Source organism: Milkweed yellows phytoplasma str. MW1 (assembly GCF_000309485.1).
In the GTDB taxonomy this organism is placed as follows: Bacteria; Bacillota_I; Bacilli_A; order Acholeplasmatales; family Acholeplasmataceae; genus Phytoplasma.
The window spans coordinates 1-537 of record NZ_AKIL01000026.1; the positions used below are offsets into that span (position 1 = coordinate 1).

Sequence of the window (537 nt, forward strand, 5' to 3'; positions counted from 1 at the left end):
TAATAGAGAAGAAATAGAAAAGTTGATTTAAGAATATAAATTAAAAAAAGGAATCGTATTAGATTCCTTTTTTTAATTTATAATATTTATTTTTTAATACAACTAGTTTTTTTAGCTGCTTTAGCAACTGATAAAGAAATTTCTTTAACTACTGATTTATTAAGAAAATTTGGTAAAATGTTATTCTCATTTAAATCGTTTATTTTTATAATATTTTTTAAAGCATAAATAACTGCTTTTTTCATTTCTTTGTTAATTTTAGTAGCTTTAACATTTAAAACGCCTCTAAAAATTCCTGGGAAAGAAAGACAATTATTGATTTGATTAGGAAAATAAGAACGGCCCATAGCAATCACTTTAGCTCCACCCTTTTTGGCTTCATCTGGCATAATTTAAGAAATAGGATTTGCTAAATATTACTTCTTTTGATTTTAATTAAACTATATCCGTTAACTATAAAATAAAGTATTGCTCAATTAAAAAATAAATTATAATTTTAAATATTATATTCATACCTAACTATTTCTAAAATAAATC

General features: G+C 21.6%; 1 protein-coding gene. It reads right to left on the reverse strand.

Annotation, left to right across the window (positions count from 1 at the left end; translation table 11 throughout):
- Positions 1-86 precede the first annotated feature (86 nt).
- Positions 87-389, reverse strand: a complete 303-nt coding sequence (locus RI76_RS00465) for a malic enzyme-like NAD(P)-binding protein (protein WP_017192157.1) — start codon at positions 387-389, stop codon at positions 87-89.
- Positions 390-537 lie beyond the last annotated feature (148 nt).

Coding starts and splice junctions, on each gene's coding strand:
- RI76_RS00465 (WP_017192157.1), bottom strand. CDS start 389: ATGCCAGATGAAGCCAAAAAGGGTGGAGCTAAAGTGATTGCTATGGGC.